We start from the raw sequence: 21760 nt of genomic DNA on the forward strand, positions 1-21760 counted from the left end.
TTTGGTATGAGTGCTAGTTATCATAAGAATCCTAATGGTTGTGGTTTATTTTTAGCTATATTTTATCATAGAAATTAAATATAAGGAATTTAGATTGAACTGCTATAACGATCCATCGATAGATTATGCTTCAATCATCTGGAAATCATCTTTTACCGCGCCACATTCTGGACAGGTCCAATTTTCTGGAACATCTGCCCATCTAGTGCCTGGCGCAATCCCTTCATCAGGCGCACCTAAGGCCTCATTATAGGTCCAACCACAGACTGTACACATTAAAATTTTAAACGGCTCATTCATACTGTTTATTTTACACTTCAATCAATGTTTTTTTATATAAAATACCTAGGATGAGTAAAAAAAATAAATTTTCAGTAGTAATAGTCGGCGCTGGGCCGGTTGGGCTAGTTGGGGCATTGCGTCTTTCCATGCTCGGTATAGATGTATTAATCGTAGATAAGGCCTCACATGGTAGCAATGATTTACGAGCCAGCACCTTCCATCCTCCGACACTTGAAATGTTAGATCAACTACAGGTTTTTCAGAAATTATCTGATTTGGGTATCAGATGCCCTACCTGGCAAATTCGTCTCCACGAAACTGGTGAGTCTGCAACCTTTGATTTAAGCATACTTAAAACTGAAACCGAGTATCCCTACCGACTGCAAGCCGAACAATCTAAACTTTGTGAGATTATAAGGCAAGAATTATTAGCAAAGGCTGTTCCATTTTGGCAGTCATGTGAAGTAGTGGCTATTGAGCAAACATCTTCTCAGGTAACTCTTGTTTCCTATTTACAAGGCGAAAAAACTTTAATTGAAGCTGATTTTGTATTAGCTTGTGATGGTGCACATAGCGCCTTACGATCCTGCACAAAACTTTCTTTTGAAGGTATTACCTATCCAGAAACCACTATTGTCGCTACCACGAATACTCGATTTGAAGATTACCTCCCCTCTTTAGCTTCAATTAATTATACTTGGAGTAATTTTGGTACCTACACATTACTTCGCTTACCAGATCGATGGAGAGTAAGTTTACATATTGACCAAGGTGAAACGATAGAAACCGCAATACAACCATCTACCATAGAATCTAAATTACAACGAATCTACAATAAAGGGAGCGCCTATGTAGTATTTGAATCTAGAGCCTATACCATTCATAAGAAGCTACTCAACAATTTTCAAGAAGGAAGGGTTTTATTTGCGGGTGATAGCGCACACTTAACCAGTCCATCGGGCGGAATGGGTATGAATGGAGGTATCCACGATGTATGGTATGCCTGTACATTGCTCAATCAAGTATATCAAAAACAATCCTTAACTCCACTGCAATCTTACACAGCACATCGAAGACCAATAGTAGAATATGCAATTCTCGCGCAAGCAGATGAAAACCGAAAAAGAATGAACCTATTAGACCCCATTGCTAGAGTACATGAGCTCAAACGATTGCAAGATATTGCACATGACAAGGTTGCCTGCAAGAAATTTCTAATGAAAACAAGTATGCTGGAGGCATTTAATCAAAGACTATGAAAAATCTAATAGGCATCGCCACCCCTCAATCAAATTTTTGTGTAGAGCAAGAGATGAGAAAACTTCTTGGCTTGGAAATTAGGTATGTAGTTATGAGACTGCATAACGAATATGCGGACGCTAAAGTACGAATACGAGAATATCTTTTACAACTACCTAAACTAATGCGACAACAGTTCGCTACTTTGAATGTTCAATCATTGTGGTTTGCATGTACAGCAAGTAGCTATTTAATCACGGAACAAGAACGAGAAACAATACTTAATCAATTTAGTAAACTATTCCCAAAAACCACTTTACTTCTTGCCAGTGACGCGATAATAAATTATTTACATTCAAACTCATATAAAAAAATAGCTATCCTTAGCCCTTATCCTAACTGGCTTACTGAAAAAGCAATTGACTATTATGAATCAAATGGATTTGTTATTACTGCAGTAGAGCAGATTAATCACTTAAAAGAATTTTCGGACACCACTTCTATTTACACATTATCAAATAATGATACAAGGGACGGTATTGAGTCGCTACTCACTCAACAAGCCGATTGTATTTTAATTACCGGCACAGGCTTACCTTCTCTTGAGCTCTTAGCCCAGTACCAAAACACCAAGATACCAATTATTTCATCCAATTTAGTATTAGCTGAGATAGGAATACAGCAACGCCGATAATATGTCTATTCTAGTTACTAGCTACATTAATGGGGAGTGGGTTAAAGTTAAAGACGATGGTTTCCGCATTCCTTTTATTAATCCAGCTACTGAAGAAACACTCGGGCATGTTCAAGAAGCCGATCATAACGAAGTGCATCAAGCAGTCCTAGCGGCGCAGCAAACCTTTGCTCGCGGAGATTGGTCAAAAAACATTGAGCTCAGAAAAAAGGCATTGTTTCAGCTAGCAACATTAGTTAGAAAAAATCAAGATTTGCTTGCTCAAAAAGAAGTGGCATGCACAGGTATTCCTATCTCCCAAGTATTATCAAGACATATCCCCCGAGCTGCCCAAAATTTTGAATTTTTTGCTGAGTTTATCTCACAGTCTAGCAGTCCGGTATTTGAACAAAACCCTCATTACCTAACGTTTGTTAGACATGAGCCTGTTGGCGTAGCAGGATTAATTGCACCTTGGAATGCGCCTTTAGCGTTAGCAAGTATGAAAATAGCAGGTGCAATTGCCTTTGGCAATAGTTGTGTGTTTAAGCCAAGTGAATTTACGCCATTAAGTTTTACAATCTTATTAGAGCTTACTCGAGAAGCAGGTATTCCACATGGTGTAATAAATATGGTTAATGGACGAGGCGCTGTAACTGGCAATGCTATTGTTTCTCACCCTCTTATTCGTTCGCTTTGCTTCACCGGCGGCACAGCCACAGGTAAAGAAATAAGTGCTATTGCTGGACAAACCCTCAAAAAAGCGGTGTATGAATTGGGTGGAAAATCAGCTAATATTATTTGCGCAGATGCAGACCTTGATAGAGCGCTTGATGGTGCTCTACTTTCAATATTTTCAAATAACGGACAACAATGTCTTGCTGGCTCTCGCATCTTGCTAGAAGATTCCATCTACGAAGATTTTACCAATCGCTTCATAAAACGGGTTTCACAACTTCGCATCGGCGACCCTCTCCTGCCTACTACTGAGCTTGGTCCCATCTTTTCTAAAGAGCAATTTAATAAAGTCTCCAACTATATCTCTATCGCAAAAGAAGCAAAAGATATTACCATCCTCTATGGAGGTGAGAGCGCTAGCGGATTTAAAAAAGGTTTCTATATTCAACCTACCATTATTTCCACCCACAATACTGCCCATATACTTTGCCAAGAAGAAATATTTGGTCCATTTGTTGCCTTACTACGCTTTTCAAACATTGATGAAGCCATCTCAATAGCCAACCAAAGTGAATTTGGATTAGTTTGTTACATTTGGTCTAGCCAGATTAAACGAATCATGCAAGTACTCTCTCAGGTGCAAGCTGGAGTAATCTGGGTAAACACACCACTAACCAGAGAACTTCGTGCGCCTTTTGGTGGCTATAAGAATTCTGGAGTAGGTCGTGATGGAGGGGTATGGAGTAGAGCCCTATTTACTGAAGAAAAAACAATTACTATTCCAACCACTGACTTCCCAATGATAAAGCTAGGTTCAATCACCAATGAATAATCCTTATATTTTATTTATAAGTGGTTTTGATGCCAGTGGAGGTGCGGGAATGATTGCTGATTGTGAGGTAGCTGCTCATTACGGCTGTAGGAGTTATGGTCTGATTACTTGCTTAACGGTTCAGAACTTTACTCGCTTTATGAAATCTAAATCTGTTGCGGTGGGATTATTACGAGAACAATGGAAAGCATTATCAATAGAGCCTATGATTTCTGTTCTGAAAGTTGGTTTGCTGGGCTCTGTGTCTCAGATTGGATTAGTTGCGCAGATAAAAAAAGAAACCTCAGCTCTTTGTGTGGTAGATCCAGTGGTGTGTAGTGGTTTAGGAGGTAAACGTATTGTTAATAAATCTATTATTGTAGGGTATAAAAAATTATGCGCCCTTGGGGTTATCCTCTGTCCAAATTGGAATGAAGTAGAATTTTTAACTGGGTTAACTGGGATGCACGGTGTTGATGCATTACTCACGTATGGATGTGCTGGGGTTGTTATTACTGGTGGAGATGCTGCGAGCAGTGAAGTGAAAACAGTTATTGCTACACCTGAGAAAATAACTACCATTGCACATAATAGAATTGCAGGTAGCTTTCATGGTAGTGGCTGTACTTTTGCCAGTGCACTGACTTGCAATCTAATTAAGGGGTGCAATCTGCATGACGCCACCATTAACGCTAATAGCTATGTGGTATCATGCATAACTAAAAGTGTTGCCATGAGTGGTTCAAGTTTATTACATAGGTTTTAGCATGCTTACAGGGCTGTATGTGATTACTCCTGATGATTTTGTTCCAGAAACTTTAGATGTGTTTGATCAGTCACCTGGTTGGTGTGCGTTGCAATATCGTGATAAAGGAGCAACGCCAGAGCAAGCGAGAGTGCGCGCTAGGGCACTACTGAAGTTTACAAGAAAATGGGGTATGCCATTAATTATCAATGATCATATTTGGTTATGTTTGGAACTCGGCGCTGAGGGATTGCATGTTGGGGAGCATGATGGTGATATTGGTTCGGTAAGAAAGCAGTTAGGTAAAAATATCATAGTAGGTAGTTCTTGTTACAATGCACAATCAAGGGCTCTGGCAGCAATGGAGGCGGAGGTTTCCTATATTTCTTTCGGCGCGTTTTTTCCAACTCCAACCAAGCCTCACGCTCCTCGCGCTACTCACGATTTGCTTAGTTGGGCTAAAGATATCTCAGGTAATTGCTCTGTCTTTGCTATTGGTGGTATTGAACCTCAACATACTAGAAAATTACTAGGGGCAGGCGCTGATGGTATATGTGTTGTGAGAGGAATACTCGGTGCTAGTGATTATGTTGCATCTAGTGAAGCGTATTTAAAAGAATTGGTAGAATATACCAGTAAATAATTATGAATATTTGGAATGAAGCTTTAAGCGTGCTCGTGGGTGGGGTGGATTCTCCGGTGCGATCATTTTCATCAGTAGGTGGTGAGCCGGTATTTTTTGACAAAGGAAAAGGTGCAATAGTTGTTGATGTCAAGGGTAAAAAATACATTGATTATGTTTGCTCTTGGGGAGCGGTTATCTTAGGTCATGCGCATTCATCAATTATAAATGCGGTGCGAAAACAATCTACTAAGGGCTTTGGATTTGGAGCGACGAGTGAGCTTGAAGTGCTAATGGCAAAACAAATGAAAATATTTTTACCTCACTTTAATCGGTTTCGTTTTGTTAATTCTGGCACTGAAGCCACTATGACAGCTTTAAGACTGGCTCGAGGTTACACTAAACGAAAGAAGTTTGTTAAATTTATAGGATGTTACCACGGTCATGCTGATCCATTTTTAGTAAAGGCTGGTTCTGGAATGCTAACCCACGGAGTCGCCACTTCATCATCATTGGGAGTTCCAGAAGGTACCATTGCTGATACGATTACAGTTCCTTATAACAATTACGAAGCGCTGCAAGAAGTATTTAGGCAACAAGGTGGGGAGATTGCTGGTATCATTTTTGAACCAATTTGTGGAAATATGAATTTTATATTTCCTAAACAAGAATTTTTAGATACGATGCAATCTTTATGTAAAGCTTATGGGTCCTTGCTTATCGCTGATGAAGTCATGACAGGATTTAGAGTAGCTAAAGGTGGGGCCTGCGAAGTCTATACCATTAATGCAGATTTAGCATGTTATGGAAAAGTTATCGGTGGTGGGTTGCCGATCGGATGTTTATCTGGAAGAGATGCGATTTTAGATCACCTTGCTCCGATGGGAGGTGTATACCAAGCTGGAACATTATCTGGAAACCCTATCGTTATGTCAGCTGGCATTGCAGTCTTAAAAGAATTACAGAGATTAAACTATGCTAAACTCTCTTCAATCAACAGTTCCTTAAAGCAAATTATTACAAGCGCACTTACCAAAAAAAGTATTGAACATTGCTACTACGGTTTAGGTGGTATGTTTGGATTTCATCTTGGCATTACTGAAGCCTATGATTTAGAAGATGTAAATAAATCTAATCAAAAACTCTTTAATAGACTATTTACTTTATTATTACAAGAAGGCATTTCACTGGCGCCAAGCAGTTTCGAGGCGGGATTTATTTCATTTGCTCACAATAAAGCTGTCTTGGAAAAAACTGCTGTGGCTTTTGAGCGCGCCTTAAAAATAATTTAGTTTTTATTTTGGTGTCTTAAGCAAAGATGTTTTGGATGTGAAGCGCGAGTATCGTCTAATCTATTTAATCTTTGTGTATGCGGTGCGGATTTCAATTTCTCGGGCTCACTGGAGATGCGTCTACGAATATCAATTAAAGCAGCAATAACTGAATCTAACGCCTGCTTACTTTCAGTTTCAGTAGGTTCAAAAAGCAAACATTCTGGTATCTGGAGTGGAAAATAAGTAGTGGGTGGGTGAATATCGTAGTCTAGTAAATTTTTTGCTATATGCAACGCGGTAATGCCATGCTGTTTTAACTCAGGTGCAAGGGTGATAATAAATTCATGGCCAGCGTTGCGATTTGGAAATGCTGGAGAGTATCCGGCTTTTTCAAGTTGGCGAAGTAAGTAATTTGCATTTAACACAGCAAATTCAGCAACTCGAGATGCTCCTTGTTTTCCCAAAAGTCTAATATAACTATAGGCGCGCAAAAGTACACCAACATTACCTATGCCTCCTGAAAGTCTACCAATCGACTGAGAGAACTCTTTCTCATTACTTATTCTGTATTTCTGTTTATCTTTGTATACCCTAGGAGCAGGCAGGTACGGGAGTAATCGCTTAGAACATAATACCGCTCCTGAACCTGGGCCACCACCTCCATGAGGTGTCGCAAAGGTTTTATGTAGATTGGTATGCATAACATCAAAACCAATATCTCCTGGTCTGACCTTGCCCAGTAAGGCATTAAGATTTGCCCCATCGTAATACAACAAACCCTGCACTTCGTGGATACATGTAGCTATTGTGGATATATGCTCTTCATACAATCCATAGGTTGAGGGATTAGTTAACATTATTGCCGCTGTAGCGTCGTTAATATTTCGTTTCAAATTATCAAGATCAACATTTCCTCTGCTGTCACTTGCAATTTCTACAATCTCAAAACCACACATTCGTGCAGTGGCAGGATTTGTGCCATGGGCTGATTGTGGTACTAGGACTATATTTTTATGGTGTAGTTTTTTTTGCTTAAGATATTTTTTAATCATGAGCAAACCTGCTAACTCTCCTTGTGCACCAGCCATAGGGCTTAAACTACAGCCAGCCATACCAGAAAGCGAAGCAAGCATCTCTTGTAGCTCAAACATAACCTGCAAAGTACCTTGCATATGTGAATCAGGTGCAAGTGGATGCACTTGCAGAAAATTAGGAAGCATAGCAAGTTGATGGCATGCCCATGGGTTATATTTCATGGTGCATGAACCAAGAGGGTAAATCTGGGTTGTTATTGAAAAGTTTTTTTGTGATAGCTTGGTATAATGCCGTACCACTTCTAATTCCGAGACTTCAGGAAGCCCTGGAGGGTTCATGCGTTGCAACGATTGCGGAATATTGGTAGAAAGTTGATCGCACTCGTGAGGATAGAGATGGTGATTCGCTCTGTGCTGAGTTGATTGTTCAAATATTAGCATAATGTTTGCTTGGCATATTGTATATAGGTAGCTATCTCTTCATCTGTTCTTTTTTCTGTCGCAGCAACTAGCATTGTTTTTAATAGCATGGATTTACCAACGATGTTAGATAAAGCAGAAGACACCATTGGATTAGGTAGCGTCCCTGCTAAGATACCTTTTTTTGCCATCGCCTGTAAGAATAGTTTTGCATTAACAGGTAGTGTGACAATAGTTTCATAGCCATAATTTTTCAGAGGTATTGAAACACCACGAATCGTCTTTAACTTGGTAAATAATTTTTTTGCTTGAAAATTACTTTTGCAAAAAGTAGCATGCAGGCCTTTTGATCCCATGAGTGCCATATAAATTGTTGATGCAGTTACTGCCAGACCTTGATTAGTACAAATGTTGGAAGTAGCTTTAGTTCGTCTAATATGTTGCTCTCGAGCTTGTAGGGCTAACACAAATCCCTCTTTCCCAGTAGAGTCTACAGTTTTACCAACAATTCTACCCGGCATTTGTCTAACTGCAGCCATACGACAACACAAAAAACCATAGCTTGGACCACCGGCGCAAAGTGGTATTCCAAGCGGTTGCCCATCTCCGCAAGCAAAATCAACACCTTTAGTTCCCCATAATCCAGGAGGTTTTAAGCTAGCAAGTACCATTGGGTTGACGACCGCGATAACGGAACAATGGTATCGATCGGCAAGATCTACAAGCGCATCCACATCATCAAAGACGCCGAAATAATTTGGAAAAGGTATTACGAGTGCGCAGTTGTTATTTTTTTGCAATTTTTTTTCTAATGAAACCTTATCAATCATTGCAGAATTAGTGCATGGGATTTTAGTTATTGTAATATTCTGATTATAGGTAAGGGTAAGGCAAGTTTGAGTGTAGTGTGGATGTAATAGTTCTGGGATAAGTATGGTTCTTTTTTCCGGATTAATTCTAACTGCCATCAGAATTGCCTCACTTAACGCCGACGCCCCATCATAGAGTGACGCATTACTCACTTCTAATCCGGTAAGCTCAGTCATCATTGTTTGAAATTCAAAAATTGTCTGCAAAGTGCCTTGACTTACCTCAGGCTGGTATGGTGTATAAGCAGAATAAAACTCCCCTCGGCTTGCAGTTTGCCAAACTGCGGCAGGGATAAAATGATCATAGTTACCAGAACCAATAAAATTAGTTGCTATATTATTTTTTTCTGCTAACTGGTTCATGAGAATATATAGCTCTTGCTCAGAGATGCCTTCTGGAATGCGCACCGTAGATTGCGCTACCCGATGTTCTAATGGTATCTCATTAAAGAGCTCTTCAATAGAATTTACCCCAATTGCAGAAAGCATCTGAGTGATATCTGTTTTAGTGTGCGGAATAAATGGCATTAGTTTTTAATATGATTTTGATAGCTAGCTTCATCCAGCAATAATTGTAATTCACTTTCTTGATCAAGTTTCATTTCAAAAATCCAACCTTGATCATAAGGAGAGGCATTTATTTTTTCAGGATTATCAAGGAGTGATTCGTTGACAGCGACTATTGTCCCACTACATGGGGCGTAGATATCACTGGCGGCTTTAACTGACTCAATGACAACGCAATTTTGCGAGATCTTGAAAGCGGAACCAACTGCAGGAATACCTACATAGACAACATCCCCTAAGCTATTCTGTGCAAAATCGCTAATACCAACTCGATAATTCCCATTTTCATTTTTTACAATCCATTCATGTGTTTTGGTGTACTTTCTTTGGCTCATGTGCAACTCCTAGTTATTGTATTCTTTTATAAAATCTTGTTGAACAAACCGATGCGGGGTATGAAACGCCTCTAACTTCTACCTTAAGTGTTTCTGAATCTGTTAATGCTTGTGGAACAAGAGCAAAAGCTACCGCACAATCTAGACTTGGGGCGTATCCTCCACTAGTAACAACACCTCCTTCCAGAATCTTTGCTCCATGACGAGCGATGTTTTGTTTTGAAAGCCGAAGACCAACTTGCTTTCGTAGCGTATCAGGGTTAGCTGCTAAAATAGCTTTTTTTCCTATAAAATTTCTGTCTCGCTTCATATCCACGGTCCAACGTAACCCACATTCAATCGGTAACACTGTCTCATCCATATCAGCACCATAGAGATTAAGTCCAGCTTCCAAGCGCAGACTATCTCTAGCAACTAGTCCACAAGGCACAACTCCAGCAGTAAAAAGTTTTTGCCAAATTCTTTGAGCATTCTTAGGCTCACAAACCAACTCAATTCCATCTTCTCCAGTATAGCCGGTACGCGCAATAAAACAATCAGAAAACATTTTTCCACTGAAGGAATTAAGCGCCTGAACCATTTTATACTCTGGAAATAATGTAACAAAAATAGTGATAGCATTTGGTCCTTGCACTGCTATCATGGCCCGTTCTGGAAAATCTTGAATATGTAATTGGTTGGTGTGATTTTTTATCCATTGCAAATCTTTTTCTGCACAACCGGCATTTAAAACTAGATAGTATTGGTTGGTATTTTCAAAATAAGTAATTAAATCATCTATAACCCCACCATTTTCGGTCAACATGCAGCCATAACAAGCCTTTCCACTTACTTGTAACTTAAATACATCATTTGCTAAAAGCAATTCAAGCTGAGAAAGTGCGTCATTTCCAGAAATGCTGACAAAACGCATATGAGAAATATCAAACATCCCGGCATTTTTTCGTACTGCGTAGTGTTCCTGTAACGCCGAACCATAATGCATTGGCATATCATAATTTGCAAAAGCGCCAAAATGAGCTTTTTGGTCCTTATGCCAACTATGGAGTGGTGTTTCTTTTAAAATCATTTTCATGGTATCTATTTTACCCTCTCAAATGATTTTAGAAGCTTGACTTCTCTCATACCAAGCGCATTGGTAAGAGAATTTTGCTCCAAAAGCGGCATCTTTTCTCCTAGTACAAACAGTGATTTTAGAGCAGAAGTAGGTAGTCCCAAAATCTTTGCAAATCCATGCACTGCTAAACTTCTCGGCCTGACTCTGGCAAAAAATAAATACTGGTAATTTTGAAAGGTTGCCAGATCTAATGTATTGTTAGATTTTGCCACAACATAGTCTAAATAAAATATTGAGCTAATGGCCTGATTTAACCCTTGTCCGGCAAGTGGGTGAATAGTATCGCAACTATCTCCAAGCACTATAACATTATCATGGACAGTTTTTTTTGCGATTCTAAAAGTTACTTCTGGTATAGTTTCAACTTGAGTTACAGATTGTAGAGAAATTCTTTTGTTAAACAATTTTTCACAACTTGCTAGTAAGTCTTGAGAACTATCCTTATTGCTGGAATAAATTAATGAGGCTTGGTTTTCACTAAATGGCAAAAGCCCAACGCTCTGATTACTATCAAATGATTGATATAGCCTTTGTTGTTTATGCTTTAATAAACTGACTTGAGCAGTAGTTATTTTCTGATGGTAAGGAATTTGATAATATGAAAAAAGAGGGCAGCTTTTTGCATTCGCCACTAGTACCATAGAATATTCTTTCATACAAGAATTTAATAGCTCAACAGAATCTTGTTTTTGCTCAATATCAATAATCTGAATATTACTTTTACTAATGGCCACATCTAACGCCATATCCAACACACCATGCGACACTAATCCACCTAACTGGGGTACACCGAGTGTGGTAGATAAAAATGTAATTGATAGATCAGAACCATCAACCCAAGTTTCAATCGAAGAAAATTGCTCAGCATAATCAACCTCAACCTTACTGTGGGATAAAAAACATTGTGAAAAATAATTTAATGCGTAAAGTCGCTGGCTCTGTCCTACGCGAGAAGAATCTCTATATAGTGTTACTGATGCACCATACCTCGAAGTGATAATCGCACTCAATTTTGCCGTGAGGCCGCTACCAATAATACAGATTTTATTTGAACGACTAACCATAGAGTGACACTAGGTATTTTCTCATTAAAAAAGAATTAGCGAGCATTACTGTTCCTAATTTCTTGACAATCTGTCCTACTGTTGAATGGGTAATCAATAGTGAAATTAAAGAAATAAGAGGTTTTCGTTCTTGAAGTCGTTGCTGCATATAGGTATCAATATCGCGTCCATGTTCTAATAACCAGTGACAATCTCTGATTGTGGCATTAAGGCCACTTGCACCAACTGGTGGTAAGGTTGCAAGGGCATTGCCAATTAATATCGCTGGATATTTTGGTGGAGAAGTGACCAAAAAACAGTTGATGGGAAAATGGTTTGGCATTGTTACTGGTTTAATCACATAATCAGATATCACCTCAAAAATCAAGTCATTATTAATCGGAAAAAAAGAAACTGCTACGAGTTGCACCATGCCATTTCCACAGGGCACCAGTGCGATAGACACTTGCTTGCCCAGTAAAAGCATAGTTTGATCGCTTACTAAAGAATTGCTGTTATATTTACCAGTTGCGATATACCAATGTCCTAAATCTCTCGATTTCACACCGAGAGATGTTATTAAAGCTAGATCCCCACCAGTCATTATTAATGAATCTGTCTGTATTTCACCATGCGGCGATTGTAATTTAAATTGTTTATTTTCATAGGCAATAGCGCTGACAGGACAAGCATCAATAATTGATAGATTTTTTTTTCTACATAGTTCATGGAGCTCATGTAAGAATGAAGTGGCTGAAACTGAATATCCAATATCCCCACACACACTATCATGGTTGCTAAATCTAATCGTGCGATAAAATCCAGGAATTTTTATGGTGACAAGTGAAAGTTTGATTGCATATTGAAGGGTAAGCCCCCATGATCGGAGCAATGAAACACTGGTAGCAGATAACACCAATTGCCGATCAAGTGAATCATAAGAAAGTATTTTTTTAGATTCATAAATAGTTATTTTTTTATTCATTCTCGTTGAGATCGCATAAATTAAAGATGCAAATCCTGCACCAAGGATTGCCACATCAGTGTTAATGTTACTCGCCATTAATCTCTAACACAGAGCGATTCAATCTCATCCACAGTGCGATAAGATCCTTTGCTAATTACGCATGGAGCGGTGTTTGTTATCGCAACATCATCTTCAATGCGAATTCCGATATTTTTAAACGCCAAAGGCACGCTAGGATGGTTTAAATATAAACCCGGCTCAACGGTAATAACCATACCCACTTCGAGCAGTCTTGGTTGATTGTCAATTTGATAATCCCCCGGATCATGCACATCCATACCTAGCCAATGGCTTGTGCCATGCATGTAGTAATGCAGGTATAACTTTTTTTCTATTACCTCTTCAAAACTCACTCCAAGAATACCTAAATCAATTAATCCATGGCAAAGCACTTCTACTGCTGCATGATGCACATCCGCAATGGTATGGGCAGTGGTGGCTTTTTCAATTGCGCTATTTTGCGCTGATAGAACTAATTCATATACCTGTCGCTGCGGTGTAGTAAACTTACCACTGACTGGAAAAACTCTAGTAATATCACTACTGTAATAATTGCTTTCGGCACCCGCATCAATTAACACTAATTCACCATTTTTAATTTTATGATTATTATCATGATAATGAAGCACACAAGCGCGCTCACCTGATGCAACTATACTAGGATACGCTTCCTCCATCCCATGCGAGTAAAATTCTTGCAAAAGTAAAGCGTGGAGTTGGTACTCCCCCAGGCCATCTCTCGCTTTTTCCATACATGCCCTATGTCCAGCCAAGGCTACTCGCCCTGCTTGACTCATTGCTCTAAGTTCAGAAGTATGTTTAATTAGTCTCATTTCATTAACGAGAATCTCTAAGGGTGTCACTTCCACTGCGTTGTAAATCTGTTTGATAGTGCTGTGCAAATCTGCATTGCCTTGAAAATAGCAATATTTACAATCTTTAGTTTTTTCCTGTAGAACTTTTACCAAGTCAGGTAATGCAAAGGCATGATCAAACCCATGCTGCTCTGCCTCAGCAATATTTATTTTTTCACCTTCCCAGCGCACTTTTTGCTCATTTCGTTGATTAGCAAACAACCAGTAGTTTCTTTTTCCAGATTCATCGCAATAAAACACCGCCACAAAAGGTTCAGTTGATATTCCGGTTAGATAATAGACCGTACTATGTGGTCTATAACGATAATTTGATCCGCCATTTCGTTCTACCAAATCTGATGAGCCAACAATAGCTATAGATCGAGGAATCATCTGATTAAATAGATTTTCCCGTCTTCTTCTAAAATACTTATTGTTCACAGCCAAGTATATTATAATAAAACTACCATGAAAGCATATATCAACTATAAAACAACCTTAGCTATTTTTTTCACTTTATGTATTGGCGCAATAACACTATCAGCCTGCTCTCGATCTAATACTCAATCAAATAAATACGAATCAGAATATAAGGAATTGGATTTTGGAGTCATTAGCGAGACAAAATTTATAGCCATAGGTAAGCCAACAAGAAAATCTTCAGCGCGGGGAGCTGCCGCTACAGGTGCAATTCTTGGTTTCATAATTGGCTCAAGAAATAATGATGTGCTTGGAGCTGTCGCTGGAGGGCTAGCTGGTGCGTCAATTGGATCACTCATAGACAACAATACCATCGACTACAATTATTCAACTAATAATGTTAACGGTCAGGAATTACTCATAACATTAGAAAATGGTAAGAAAATATTAGTGTTACAACGATTTCAACCGGGAAGTTCTCCATTCATTCCAGGTGACAAGATAAGAATTGAGCAAGATATAAAAAGAGGAACGGTTTTAATAACTAAAGTTAACTGAATTAAGTTCTATAATCAGCATTGATTCGAACATACTCAGCGCTTAAGTCACAGGTTTGATAAGAGAATGATGCGTTTCCTTGATTAAGGTACACATCAATACAAATATCTCCTTGGGCTATTTTCTCTTTTAGAATATGTTCTTGATATTTTGTATCTCTTTCACCCCTAGAAAAACAAATGATAGAATTAACCGCAATAGAGACCTTGTCCATTTTAATTGACTGGTCAGCTTTACCTATGGCAGCCGCAATTCTACCCCAATTAGGATCTCTAGCATGCATTGCTGTTTTAACTAATGGTGAAAGCGCAATACTCTGAGCCACGAGTTCGGCTTGTCTATAATTTTTTGCTTTGTGTATTTTAATGGTAATGATGAGTGTAGCCCCTTCCCCATCTCTGACAATATCCATGGCAAGTGTGTTTAGATGAGTGGTAAGAATTGATTCAAGTTCCACTTGCTGTTTTTTAGTTGATATGGTAAGCGTTGGGTGTGGGATGGCCACACAAACAAAACTATCATTTGTTGAAGTGTCACCGTCAATAGTTATTCTATTAAAAGTATTTTTAATTGCATTTTTGAATATCTTTTTTAAGATTGGTAAACTACAATTTGCTTGCACCGAGATGCATCCAAGTAAAGTTGCCATATTCGGATGTATCATTCCTGCGCCTTTCGCAAACGCTTGGATTAAGGTAGGATGACGATCTACAGTTTCATGCACAGAAAGATGTTTTGGATAAGTATCAGTTGTCATAATTGCAGTAGCTGCCTGTTCTATTGATGCCTTGCCTAGCTTTGAAACAAGAGATGGAAGTTTGGGAAGAATTCGCTCAAGTGGCATTGACTCACCGATAACGCCAGTGGAGTACGGTAAAATTAAATGGGGGTGAATGCCAAGTAAAGTAGCCACTTCTGCACATATGGTAAAGCAATCTTCAATTCCTCGTTTACCAGTTGCAGCATTGGCGTTTCCTGAATTAAAGAGTAAGTACGCTGGGTGTTTATTTTTACTTAAATGCTGTTTTGCCACAAGCACGGGCGCTGCCTTTAGGGCATTAGTCGTTAATACTTGACAAACAGTGCTTCCTTTTGGAATTTGAACCAGAAGCAAATCATCCTTAGTGAGATTAGCGATTTTTATATTTGCGTATTCAGTTGCAAACAATAATGTATCTATACTTTGCCGTGGCATTTTTTATACTTTAGACCCGAACCACAGGGACAAGGATCGTTCCTTTGCACTTTATCTCCAGAAACAATAGGAGATATTTTTTTAACTTCTTCGATAGATTTAGGTGATTCAGTTAGTGAGGCCTCTTGATGGGTAGTTTGTAATTGACTAGTATTAATTTCCTCAAGCTGCTCATGTTTGATGATAGGTTGCATTAAGACCCCTACAATTTCAAATCGCATCTGCTCAAGTAACTTTACAAATAATTCAAATGCTTCTCTTTTGTATTCATGTTTAGGATTTTTAGAAGCATAACCTCTAAGGTGAATACCTCTCATAAGCTCTTCTAAATTAATAAGATGATCTTTCCAATATTTATCAAGAATAATGAGCATAATTTGTCTAAGCAGGTTTTGATATTGCTCCTGGCCAAAAGATTCTCGTTTTTTTTGCATTTCATTATTAAATAATTTCGTAACTGTGTCTCGAATGGATACGAATGACTCTTCTTGCATAATGGTAACAAATGATGCTTTAATAAAAAATTGTTGCTCTAAAACTTGTTCTAATGATGCCAGATGCCAATCTTCAATTGACAATGTTTCAGGGGCATATGAAGAAATTAATTGATCAATAACACCATTAACTATATCTTCAATTAATTGCTCAAGGTTTTGTTTTTCTAATACCGCACTTCGCTGTCCATAAATAACCTTTCTTTGATCATTAGAAATCGTATCATACTCAAGTAAATTTTTTCTTAATTGAAAATTATGTACTTCAACTTTTCTTTGTGCCGATTCAATTGTCTTGGAAAGTAAAGGGTGTTCGATGGATTGTCCTGGTTGGAAACCAATCCACTGCATTAATTTACTGACATTTTCTGAAGCAAATATTCTCAGTAAATTATCTTCAAGTGATAAATAAAATCTAGAAGTGCCAGGGTCTCCCTGGCGTCCGGAACGACCGCGAAGTTGATTATCTACTCTTCTTGACTCATGGCGCTCGCTTCCAATAATATGAAGCCCGCCCAAACCAACCACAGCATTATGTTGTTCTTGCCAGTTAACTTCGGGCAACTGGTTATCTTGCAGTAGTGATGGGTTTCCACCAAGGATTATGTCAGTCCCTCTCCCTGCCATATTGGTAGCAATAGTTACAGCTTTAAGTCTACCTGCCTGTGCAATTATTATTGCCTCACGATCGTGTTTTTTTGCATTAAGCACTTCATGTGGAATTGACTTTTGCTTAAAGAGTATTGATAATTCTTCAGAGGTTTCTATGCTTGCAGTTCCAACTAAGACAGGTTGGCCTTTTTGGTACAGCTCAAATACATCGTTTACAATTGCTTGGTATTTACTTTTCTTGTCTAAAAAAACTAAATCAGGTAAGTCTTTTCTAATCATCGCTTTATTAGTAGGAATTACCACGACTTCTAAAGAATAAATTTCATATAATTCCTGTGCTTCCGTGTCAGCAGTTCCTGTCATACCTGCTAATTTTGGATAATTTTTAAAAAAGTTTTGAAACGTTATTGAGGCTAACGTTTGTGAATTTGGTAAGATTGGTACCAGCTCTTTTGCTTCAATAGCTTGATGAAGTCCGTGCGACAGTCTTCTGCCATGCATCAACCTTCCAGTAAATTCGTCAACGAGAATAACTTTTTGATTCTGCACAACATAATCTGTATCTTTAACATAATGAGCATGGGCGCAAAGTGCAGATTCTAAGTGATGGATTAAATGTAGATTGTGTTGAAAATATAAATTCTCATTTTCTGCTAATACACCATTTTTTTGATAGAGCAACTCTGCTTTAGCGTGTCCAGCATCACTCAAATGTACTCTTTTTGATTTTTCATCTGCGAAATAATCACCTTCCACATCTTCTTCATTTTCCTGTCTCACAAAGTGCTTGACCAATTGATTTGCGGTAGTGTATAATTCACTAGGTTCGTTCGTTTGTCCTGATATAATTAAAGGGGTTCTTGCTTCGTCTATTAACACAGAATCTACTTCATCAATAATTGCATAATTAAATGGTCTTTGCACTTGGTGTTCTCGAAATAATTTCATATTATCCCTAAGATAATCAAATCCTAACTCATTATTAACTGCATACAAAATATCTGATTGGTAAGCTAACTTTCTTTCTTGGTCACTTAAAGATGTGGTAAGAGATGACACTGAAAATCCTAAAAAGGTAAATAGTTTTCCCATCCAATTTGCATCACGAGTTGCTAAATAGTCATTAACCGTGACGATATGTACCCCCTTTCCGGTCAAGGCATTTAATGCTGCTGGAAGTGTGGCGGTTAAAGTTTTACCTTCACCAGTTTTCATTTCTCCAATATTCCCTTCATGGAGTGCGATACCACCAATAAGTTGGACGATAAAATGCCTCATTCCCAAAACACGAGTACTTGCCTCTCTAACAATAGCAAATACTTCCACCATTTGAGATTCTAAAGTAGCCCCTTGTTGAATATTGGCACGCGTATCTTGGAACAGTTGTTTTAAAGCATCATCTGAGATCTGTAGTAGCGATTTACCCCGTTCATCTATTTTTTCCGCAATAGCCTGATAGCGTTTGATTTGACGTTGGTTTCTATTTAATAAGAATAAAGAGAGAATTGTACGAAACATTTAATTTTAGCGAAGTATATAGTTTAACGGATTTATAGATTGATTATCTTTAACTATTTCATAATGTACATGTGGTCCAGTAGAATCTCCAGTGCTTCCTAATTTAGCAATTGGTTGACCGCGGTACACTACTGTTCCATTAGGAACATATATTTTTTGGTTATGTGCATACCTAGTTCGCAATCCATTTCCATGATCAATCTCAATCAAGTTTCCATACCCTCCCTGATAACCGACACTAGTTACAATTCCTGATGCTGTCGCAAATACTTCTCCGTCTATTTCTGTAGATCCAATATCCACACCACTATGAAATTCAAACTGTCCTGAAAGTGGATGAAGTCTCATGCCATAGTATGAGGTAATATAACCATTTTTTATTGGGTAACCGGTTGGTATTGTTGCGTTAGTAACTTTTCGTTGTTGCAACAAACTATATAAAAAATACAATTCCTGAGATTTAGCATCAATTCTCTTTTCTACTGTTTGGTAAAGCTGGTCTAGATCAATGATTTGATATTTTATTTTTGAATTATTAGCTAGAGAGAAACGCATTATATCTTTTGGGTAATTTAATTCTTTTTCTTTTATAAATGCTTTTACATCAAGTAAGGCAGCAGTTGAAAGTTTAACCGTAATTGAATCAAGCTTAGAAACTTCGTAATGAAGCCTACCTAATTCGGTGGCAAGACTTTCCACCCTCGTATCTGTTTCCCATGTAAGTTGTTGTAGGATTTCTTTTTGTTGGTTTAATTCATTTGTCCATAATTCAATTAAATGCGAATATGGTGAAAAATATTGGCTTACTGAATAGCCAATCCCCCCTCCAAGTACAAGTAACAGTAATGACGCTATTAAAGCTACAACATGAAATCTACGACCACCAATCGCTATCGCTCTAGGTCGTCCAAATAAAGAAAAAGAAATTACAATATTCATTGATCTTATCCAAATACCAAAACCAATAGGTTAAAATAATAGCATGGTAAGAGTATTTGGTACCATTTTACAAAAAGAATTCTTTACTGTGGAAAGCAACACTTCTACATACTCCATTCAACTTCCCACAGAACTTTCCAGTCTAACATCTTTCCAATTAAATGGCAACATTCTAGAAATTACTTGCCCAAATCAAATTCGCAGACTGGTTGAATTTCACCTAGCCGCTCAACATTGTATTCCAAAACATATTTCGATACAATGGAAGTCAAGATAAGGTTACAGTTTCCCATGCGTTTTCAGTGTGTATTTTTCGTAGTAATTCGTTAGTAAGTTTATGTCCGGACTTATAGCCACTAAATTTTCCAACCAGGGTGCCTCCAATTAAAAACAAATCTCCAATAGCATCTAGAACTTTGTGACGAACCATTTCATCATCAAAACGTAAACCTTCTTTATTTATTACTTTGCTATCATCAAGAACCACTGCATTTGCTAATCCACCGCCCTGTGCTAGATTTTTTGCTCTTAATTTTTCTAAATCACTCATAAACCCGAAAGTTCTTGCACTTGAAATTTCTTTTGCGTAGGCAATAGTATTAACATGAAACTCTATCCATTGTGGTCCATTTTTAAAAACTGGGTGATTAAACTCAATGGTAAATTTTACACAAAATCCATCAAATGGCTCTAAACTAGCCCAAGAATCTTCAGTTCCTACCTTACAGGTCTTGGTAATTTTGATAAAATTTTTTGCTTTTGATTGCTCCTCTATTCCAGCAGCTTGAAGTAATTGTATAAACAACAAAGAGCTTCCATCTAAGATTGGCACCTCTTCAGATGTTAACTCAACTAATACATTATCCAATGACAGCCCAACAAAAGCAGACAAAAGATGCTCTACGGTTGCCACAGAAGAGTTACCAAATGTTAACTTTGTCGCTAAATCAGTAGTGCTAACTTGATCAAACTTAGCGGGAATTTCATTAGGTTGAGGCATATCTACCCGCCTAAAGACAATTCCATAATCACAAGGAGCTGGATGAAAAGTAACCTCTACAGGTTTACCACTATGCAAGCCAACACCTCTGATTGAAACACTGTGCTTAATGGTTTTCTGTTTTATCATATCAATCTAGTTAGCCTGATTTCTCAAAAAAGTTGGCATATTTAGGTCTACTTTATCATGCTTTGATGTAACGCTACGCTCTTTTGTCTCAGAATCTGTGGAAACACCAAGTAATCGAGAAGTAGGTTTCTTATTCTGAGGTTTAGATATTGGGTCAGGAGATTTTAAATTAAATGTCTCAACTGGATTATTTAAAACTGGAATTGCATCTTGAGTTTTACTATCATCCATTAGATCCTCCTCAGGGGGCTGTTGATTTTGCACCACTTCTACAACAGTTTTTTGTACTGGTATCGCCTCTGGTTGCTGCTTGATTGATGATTTGTAGTATTTTAATCCTGTAGCTACAACGCTTACCCTAATTTCACCTTGTAACGATTGGTCTTCGACATGGCCTATTACTATCACTGTTTGATCATCTTCTTGTGCAATACTTTTTGTCATTGTGCCAATTTCCGTCATTTCATCCATAGTAATTGAATCATCTGAAGTTATATTGACTAAAAGACCTTTTGCTTCCTGCAGTGAAGAATGGTCTAGGAGCGGACAAGTGATTGCTTGTTCAGTTGCTTTTCTTGCTCTACCTTGACCTGACGCACTTCCAGTTCCCATTATTGCCCTTCCTTTTGCACTCATTACAGAACGTAAATCAGCAAAATCAATATTTATCATTCCAACGCATGTCACTAAATCTGCTATTCCACGAACTGCGCCATACAGCACTTCGTTAGACGATTCTCTAGCTTCTTTCCAGGTGTGATTTCCTCCAAACACAAGTAACAATTTATCATTAGGGATAATAATAATTGAGTCAACTACTTTTTCAAGCTCGTGGATTCCTTGTTCCGCTATAGCAGATCGTTTTGCTCCTTCATAACTAAAGGGTGTAGTTACAACAGCCACAGTGAGTATTCCTATTTCTCGTGCAACTGAAGCAACAATGGGTGACGCACCTGTACCAGTACCTCCACCCATACCAGCTGATATAAATAACATATCTACATCAGCTAACTCTTTTCGTATAGCTTCAACATCCTCTTCTGCTGCATTCTTACCCACCTCTGGATTTGCACCTGCACCAAATCCCTTAGTTAATTTAGCACCAATTTGTAGCGTTGGATGGCTGCAATTCATTAACACTTGTTTATCAGTATTAATTGACAGGAAGCGCACTCCTTGCAATTTTCTCTTGATCATATGCAGTATTGCATTACCACCCGCACCACCAATACCTGCAATTTTGATCCGTGCGACTATTTTTTCATCTTGTACATATTCAAACATAGTTTTCTCCTATTGTTAATG

21 protein-coding genes are annotated in these 21760 nt (G+C 38.2%); 8 read left to right on the plus strand and 13 right to left on the minus strand.

The features are described from left to right. Positions 1-123 precede the first annotated feature (123 nt). The gene (locus QM538_06775) at positions 124-300 is read right to left on the minus strand and encodes a rubredoxin (GenBank protein ID MDI9348190.1); all 177 of its coding nucleotides are present in this window, start codon (positions 298-300) and stop codon (positions 124-126) included. 50 nt (positions 301-350) lie between these two features. On the opposite strand from QM538_06775, the gene QM538_06780 reads away from it, so the two are divergent. Genes QM538_06780 through hemL form a run of 6 tightly spaced genes read left to right on the plus strand, consistent with a single transcriptional unit; the run spans position 351 to position 6342 of the window. Beyond that, the gene (locus tag QM538_06780; GenBank protein ID MDI9348191.1) at positions 351-1541 is read left to right on the plus strand and encodes an NAD(P)/FAD-dependent oxidoreductase; all 1191 of its coding nucleotides are present in this window, start codon (positions 351-353) and stop codon (positions 1539-1541) included. Next, positions 1538-2215, plus strand: coding sequence for a hypothetical protein (locus QM538_06785; GenBank protein MDI9348192.1), 678 nt, complete (start codon positions 1538-1540; stop codon positions 2213-2215). The genes QM538_06780 and QM538_06785 overlap by 4 nt, the downstream gene beginning before the upstream one ends. 1 nt (position 2216) lies before the next feature. Beyond that, positions 2217-3704, plus strand: coding sequence for an aldehyde dehydrogenase (locus tag QM538_06790; protein MDI9348193.1), 1488 nt, complete (start codon positions 2217-2219; stop codon positions 3702-3704). After that, the gene (locus QM538_06795; protein ID MDI9348194.1) at positions 3697-4449 is read left to right on the plus strand and encodes a bifunctional hydroxymethylpyrimidine kinase/phosphomethylpyrimidine kinase; all 753 of its coding nucleotides are present in this window, start codon (positions 3697-3699) and stop codon (positions 4447-4449) included. Before QM538_06790 ends, QM538_06795 begins: the two co-directional genes overlap by 8 nt. A 1-nt stretch (position 4450) precedes the next feature. Beyond that, positions 4451-5071, plus strand: a complete 621-nt coding sequence (thiE, locus tag QM538_06800; GenBank protein ID MDI9348195.1) for a thiamine phosphate synthase — start codon at positions 4451-4453, stop codon at positions 5069-5071. Positions 5072-5073: 2 nt separating this feature from the next. Beyond that, on the plus strand, positions 5074-6342 hold the full coding sequence (hemL, locus tag QM538_06805; GenBank protein MDI9348196.1) for a glutamate-1-semialdehyde 2,1-aminomutase: 1269 nt from the start codon (positions 5074-5076) through the stop codon (positions 6340-6342). Here hemL and gcvPB read toward each other — a convergent pair. Genes gcvPB through QM538_06840 form a run of 7 tightly spaced genes read right to left on the minus strand, consistent with a single transcriptional unit; the run spans position 6339 to position 14031 of the window. Next, on the minus strand, positions 6339-7799 hold the full coding sequence (gene gcvPB, locus QM538_06810) for an aminomethyl-transferring glycine dehydrogenase subunit GcvPB (GenBank protein MDI9348197.1): 1461 nt from the start codon (positions 7797-7799) through the stop codon (positions 6339-6341). The two genes, hemL and gcvPB, sit on opposite strands and share 4 nt — an antisense overlap. Next, positions 7793-9175 (minus strand): aminomethyl-transferring glycine dehydrogenase subunit GcvPA, encoded by a 1383-nt coding sequence (gene gcvPA, locus QM538_06815; GenBank protein ID MDI9348198.1) that lies wholly within the window; start codon positions 9173-9175, stop codon positions 7793-7795. Before gcvPA ends, gcvPB begins: the two co-directional genes overlap by 7 nt. Continuing rightward, a complete protein-coding gene (gene gcvH / locus QM538_06820; GenBank protein ID MDI9348199.1) occupies positions 9175-9549 on the minus strand; it encodes a glycine cleavage system protein GcvH in 375 nt (124 codons plus the stop codon). Before gcvH ends, gcvPA begins: the two co-directional genes overlap by 1 nt. Before the next feature lie 13 nt (positions 9550-9562). After that, complete coding sequence (gene gcvT / locus QM538_06825) at positions 9563-10624, minus strand: glycine cleavage system aminomethyltransferase GcvT (GenBank protein MDI9348200.1); 1062 nt, start codon at positions 10622-10624, stop codon at positions 9563-9565. A 5-nt stretch (positions 10625-10629) separates the two neighbouring features. Further along, complete coding sequence (locus QM538_06830) at positions 10630-11730, minus strand: FAD-dependent monooxygenase (GenBank protein MDI9348201.1); 1101 nt, start codon at positions 11728-11730, stop codon at positions 10630-10632. Beyond that, complete coding sequence (locus tag QM538_06835) at positions 11723-12772, minus strand: hypothetical protein (protein ID MDI9348202.1); 1050 nt, start codon at positions 12770-12772, stop codon at positions 11723-11725. The genes QM538_06830 and QM538_06835 overlap by 8 nt, the downstream gene beginning before the upstream one ends. Further along, complete coding sequence (locus QM538_06840) at positions 12772-14031, minus strand: aminopeptidase P N-terminal domain-containing protein (GenBank protein ID MDI9348203.1); 1260 nt, start codon at positions 14029-14031, stop codon at positions 12772-12774. The genes QM538_06835 and QM538_06840 overlap by 1 nt, the downstream gene beginning before the upstream one ends. 27 nt (positions 14032-14058) lie before the next feature. Here QM538_06840 and QM538_06845 point away from each other — a divergent pair, with 27 nt between their 5' ends. Then, positions 14059-14568, plus strand: a complete 510-nt coding sequence (locus QM538_06845; protein ID MDI9348204.1) for a hypothetical protein — start codon at positions 14059-14061, stop codon at positions 14566-14568. 1 nt (position 14569) lies between these two features. Here QM538_06845 and argJ read toward each other — a convergent pair whose 3' ends face one another. The 3 genes from argJ to QM538_06860 are packed head-to-tail and all read right to left on the minus strand — an operon-like array spanning position 14570 to position 19326. Then, positions 14570-15763, minus strand: a complete 1194-nt coding sequence (gene argJ / locus QM538_06850) for a bifunctional glutamate N-acetyltransferase/amino-acid acetyltransferase ArgJ (GenBank protein ID MDI9348205.1) — start codon at positions 15761-15763, stop codon at positions 14570-14572. After that, complete coding sequence (secA, locus tag QM538_06855) at positions 15745-18387, minus strand: preprotein translocase subunit SecA (GenBank protein ID MDI9348206.1); 2643 nt, start codon at positions 18385-18387, stop codon at positions 15745-15747. The genes argJ and secA overlap by 19 nt, the downstream gene beginning before the upstream one ends. A gap of 6 nt (positions 18388-18393) precedes the next feature. After that, a complete protein-coding gene (locus QM538_06860; GenBank protein ID MDI9348207.1) occupies positions 18394-19326 on the minus strand; it encodes a M23 family metallopeptidase in 933 nt (310 codons plus the stop codon). Positions 19327-19369: 43 nt separating this feature from the next. Between QM538_06860 and QM538_06865 the strand changes: the two genes are divergently transcribed. Then, a complete protein-coding gene (locus QM538_06865; protein MDI9348208.1) occupies positions 19370-19603 on the plus strand; it encodes a hypothetical protein in 234 nt (77 codons plus the stop codon). On the opposite strand, the gene lpxC is transcribed toward QM538_06865, so the two are convergent. Both lpxC and ftsZ read right to left on the minus strand, forming a co-directional pair. Beyond that, positions 19595-20455 (minus strand): UDP-3-O-acyl-N-acetylglucosamine deacetylase, encoded by an 861-nt coding sequence (gene lpxC, locus QM538_06870; protein ID MDI9348209.1) that lies wholly within the window; start codon positions 20453-20455, stop codon positions 19595-19597. The two genes, QM538_06865 and lpxC, sit on opposite strands and share 9 nt — an antisense overlap. Before the next feature lie 6 nt (positions 20456-20461). Continuing rightward, a complete protein-coding gene (gene ftsZ, locus QM538_06875; GenBank protein MDI9348210.1) occupies positions 20462-21739 on the minus strand; it encodes a cell division protein FtsZ in 1278 nt (425 codons plus the stop codon). Positions 21740-21760: the final 21 nt, after the last annotated feature.

The organism is Candidatus Methylacidiphilales bacterium, assembly GCA_030054035.1.
In the GTDB taxonomy this organism is placed as follows: Bacteria; Pseudomonadota; Gammaproteobacteria; order JASGCS01; family JASGCS01; genus JASGCS01.